4 protein-coding genes and 1 pseudogene are annotated in these 3,557 nt (G+C 75.4%); 4 read left to right on the top strand and 1 reads right to left on the bottom strand.

Annotated features, from left to right (window positions below; all coding sequences use genetic code 11):
* Positions 1 to 113: 113 nt before the first annotated feature.
* Entirely contained in the window at positions 114 to 386 is a 273-nt protein-coding gene (locus GA0115240_RS17060) for a helix-turn-helix domain-containing protein (RefSeq protein WP_093737525.1), read from the bottom strand.
* Positions 387 to 500: 114 nt separating this feature from the next.
* Between GA0115240_RS17060 and map the strand changes: the two genes are divergently transcribed.
* The 4 genes and pseudogenes from map to GA0115240_RS36945 all read left to right on the top strand — a co-directional run.
* The gene (map, locus tag GA0115240_RS17055) at positions 501 to 1,268 is read left to right on the top strand and encodes a type I methionyl aminopeptidase (protein ID WP_093737524.1); all 768 of its coding nucleotides are present in this window, start codon (positions 501 to 503) and stop codon (positions 1,266 to 1,268) included.
* A 454-nt stretch (positions 1,269 to 1,722) separates the two neighbouring features.
* Entirely contained in the window at positions 1,723 to 2,295 is a 573-nt protein-coding gene (locus tag GA0115240_RS17050) for a cysteine hydrolase family protein (RefSeq protein WP_256069854.1), read from the top strand.
* 256 nt (positions 2,296 to 2,551) lie between these two features.
* Complete coding sequence (locus GA0115240_RS17045) at positions 2,552 to 3,346, top strand: ferritin-like domain-containing protein (RefSeq protein ID WP_093737523.1); 795 nt, start codon at positions 2,552 to 2,554, stop codon at positions 3,344 to 3,346.
* Positions 3,343 to 3,557: pseudogene (locus GA0115240_RS36945) on the top strand (hypothetical protein); the annotation flags it as partial. The gene GA0115240_RS17045 and the pseudogene GA0115240_RS36945, both read left to right, overlap by 4 nt.

The following is a 3,557-nucleotide window of genomic DNA, read 5'->3' as shown; positions in this document are numbered from 1 at the left end:
GGACCTCTACACCCGCTGAGCGCGCCCGCAGCCGCCGGGCCGCAGCCGCCGGGCCGAGGCCGCATCCGCCGAGCGGCGGTCGCACCCGCTGGGCGCCGGCCGCCGGGCCGGGATCAGGCGGACAGCGGCTCCTGGTACTCCGGGTCGTGCCCGCAGGCGGCGGCCAGGTCGTCCATGGACAACCCCAGGGCGGCGGCGAGGGCGCCGACGGTGAAGAACGCCGGGGTCGGCGCCCGCCCGGTCTCGATCTTGCGCAATGTCTCGGCGGACAGTCCGGCCACGGCGGCCACCTCCACCATGCTCCGCTCCCCGCGCGCCGCGCGCAGCAGTGCTCCCAGCCGCTCGCCGCGGCGTCGCTCCTCGGGCGTCAAAGGGGTTCTCACCATCCGGCCATCCTAGCCCTCGGCCGCGCCCATGGGCGTGATAGAAATAACGGTATAAGAATTGGGTCGGGCCCGGGCGGGTCCGACCCACAGCCGTTGCCCTTCCGGAGGCACCCCATGGTGGAGATCAAGTCCGACGCCGCGCTGGACGCGATGCGTGAAGCCGGCCGCGTGGTGGCCCGCGCGCTGGCCGTCGTGCGGGAGGCCGCCGCGGTCGGCGTCCGGCTGCGGACGCTGGACGAGGCCGCCCGCACCGTACTGGCCGAAGCCGGCGCCCGCTCGCCGTTCCTCGGCTACCGGCCGGCGTTCGCGCCCACGCCCTTCCCCGCCGTCATCTGCGCGTCGGTCAACGACGCGGTGGTGCACGGCATCCCCGGCGACTACGCCCTGCGCGACGGAGACCTGGTCAGCATCGACTGCGGCGCCGAACTCGACGGCTGGACCGGCGACGCTGCTGTCAGCTTCACCGTGGGCGCCGCGCGCCCCGACGACCTGCGGCTCATCGCGGCCACCCAGCGGGCGCTGGACGCCGGGATCGCCGCGGCCGTGGTCGGCAACCGCATCGGCGACATCGCCCACGCGGTCGGCGCGGTGGCCGTCAAGGCGGCCTGCGGCATGCCGGCCGACTTCGGCGGCCACGGCATCGGGCGCCGGATGCACGAGGATCCGCCCGTCCCCAACCGCGGCCGTCCCGGCCGCGGTTTCCCGCTGCGCCCGGGTTTGGCGCTCGCCATCGAACCCATGCTGATGGCCGGCGGCCGCGACGCCTACACCACCGACCCCGACGGCTGGACGCTGCGCACCACCGACGGCACCCGCGCCGCCCACATCGAACACACCATCGCCATCACGGAACAGGGCCCGCGGATCCTCACCCAGCTGTGAGGCGGCGAGGCCGCGCCGTGCGGGTGGGGCGGTGAGGGCGTGCCGTGCGGTGAGGCGTGAGGCCGTGCGGGTGAGGCGGCGAGGCCGCCGTGCGGGCCCCTAGGCGTGAGGCCGTGCCGTGCGGTGAGGCGTGAGGCGGTGCGGGTGAGGCGGCGAGGGCGTGCCGTGCGGGTGAGGCTGTGAGGCTGCCGTGGGGGCCCCTAGGCGTGAGGCCGCCGTGCGGGTGAGGCGGTGAGGCGTGAGGCCGTGCGGGTGAGGCGGTGAGGGCGCGCCGTGCGGATGCGGCCGTGAGGTGTGAGGCCGTGCGGGTGCGGCCGGGGGACGGTGCGGCCGGCCGGCCCTGCCGCCGCGAACGGGCCCGCCCGCCGCCGGCCCGGCCGGCCGGGGGGTAAGGTCCGTCGCGGTCCGCGCGCACCGGGCGCGGGCCCGAGATCCGCAGGCAAGGAGCCCCGAAGTGACGTCGTACGATCCGTCGAGCACCGCCCTGCTGGTGATGGACTTCCAGCAGGGCATCGTGGACAGCCTCGCCGACGCGGCCGTGCTGCCGGCCGCGGCGGGCGCCGTCGAGGCGGCCAGAGCCGCCGGGGTGCGGGTCATCCATGTGCGGGTGGCGTTCCGGCCCGGCTATCCCGAGGTGTCCGCCGCCAACAAGACCTTCGCCGCCATCGCCGGCCGCGGCGCCGACTTCACCGAGAGCAGCCTGACGACCGGGATCCACCCCGCCCTGGGGCCGGGCGAGGGCGAACCGGTGGTGGTCAAGCGCCGGGTCAGCGCCTTCACCGGCAGCGACCTGGAGGTCGTGCTGCGGGCCGGCGGCATCCGTACCCTCGTGCTGGCCGGCATCGCCACCAGCGGCGTGGTGCTGTCCACCCTGCGGGAGGCCGCCGACCGGGACTACCGGCTCGCCGTCCTGTCCGACGCGTGCGCCGACCGCGACGCGGAGGTCCACCGGGTCCTGCTGGACAAGGTCTTCCCGCGCCAGGCGGACGTGCTCACCGTCGCGGAGTGGACGACGCACCTCGGGTAGGCGCGGCGGGGGACGCGGCCGGCCCGCGACGCCTCCCGTGGGCGACCCGGCCCGCCGGCCCGGCCCCGGGTCCAGGCCCGCCCCGCCCCAGTCCCGCTCCGCCCCGCCGCGTTCGGCCGGTTCGGGGTCCGCAATGACCCACTCGGGTGGTCCTACCAGGGTGTTGGGCCCTCGCGCCCCCTCCGCGGCGTGCTGTGCCACGAACGTGTCCCGGAGCGCTTGTCTACCGGGCGGGCGCGCGGAGAGATGGGGCGTGATGGGCGCAGAGCGCATCGACACCCGACTGCTGGCAGAACTGACCGAGCAGTCACAGGACCTGGACAGCGACGCGGTACGCATCACCACCGCGGCCCTGGAGGACTTCACCGAGGCCGGCCGGGAGCAGGCCGCGGCGCGCCGCTGGTGGCGGCGCGGCGGCACGGTGACCGGGGCGGCCGGGGGCGCGGCGCTGCTCACGCAGCTGCGGGCCGTCGCGGCGACGACGAGCAACGACATCAAGGCGCTGCAGACCGCCGCCTCGATCGAGAACCTGGCGATCGCCGTCTACAAGGCAGCCGCCGCACTGCCGTTCGTCAAGAACGGCAACAAGACCATTTCCACCTTCATCGCCAAGACCACCACCCAGCACCAGGCGCACGCGGCGGCGTTCAACGCCGCCGCCACCCAGGCCGGGGGCAAGGCGCAGAGCGCGCCGGACCCCAAGCTGGCCGCCACGGTCAAGCAGGCGCTGCCGTCGATCAAGACGCCGGCCGACGCGGTGCGACTGGCGATCACGCTGGAGGACGCGGCCGCGCAGACGTACACCAAGAACGTCGGCCAGGTCAGCAGCCCCCAGTTGCGCAAACTGTTCGCGTCGGTGGCGCCGGTCGAGGCCCAGCACCGGGCCACGCTGCTCACCGTGCAGGCGCTGCTCGCCGGGAACATGGCCGATCTCATCGCCATCCCGACCGACGTCACCAAGCTGCCCGCCGCGGTCGGCAGCGCCGGCATCCCCGACACCTTCTACCCGACTACGAACGCCTCGCCGATCACCGAAGGGGCCGTGAAGTGACCGCGACACGCGACAGCTGGGATCTGCCCATCGGCGAAGAACAACTCGCCTGCCTCACCCGGGAGATGGAAAACGCCCACCGCGAGACGCTGCCCGCCATGCGGGCGGCCGCGGTGGACCTGGCCGCGGACATCCGGGACCGCGCGGAGCTCCCCGGCGCCGCGCCGGACGGACCGCGCGCGCCCGGCCGCCGCCGCTTCCTGCTCGGCGC

It is taken from the genome of Streptomyces sp. DvalAA-14, from assembly GCF_900091855.1.
Taxonomy (GTDB): Bacteria; Actinomycetota; Actinomycetes; order Streptomycetales; family Streptomycetaceae; genus Actinacidiphila.
This window is presented reverse-complemented; position numbering and strand designations above follow the sequence as displayed.

Bases quoted from the DNA above. Each gene is read 5' to 3' on its own strand.
- GA0115240_RS17060 (WP_093737525.1), bottom strand. From the start codon at position 386: ATGGTGAGAACCCCTTTGACGCCCGAGGAGCGACGCCGCGGCGAGCGG.
- map (WP_093737524.1), top strand. From the start codon at position 501: ATGGTGGAGATCAAGTCCGACGCCGCGCTGGACGCGATGCGTGAAGCC.
- GA0115240_RS17045 (WP_093737523.1), top strand. From the start codon at position 2,552: ATGGGCGCAGAGCGCATCGACACCCGACTGCTGGCAGAACTGACCGAG.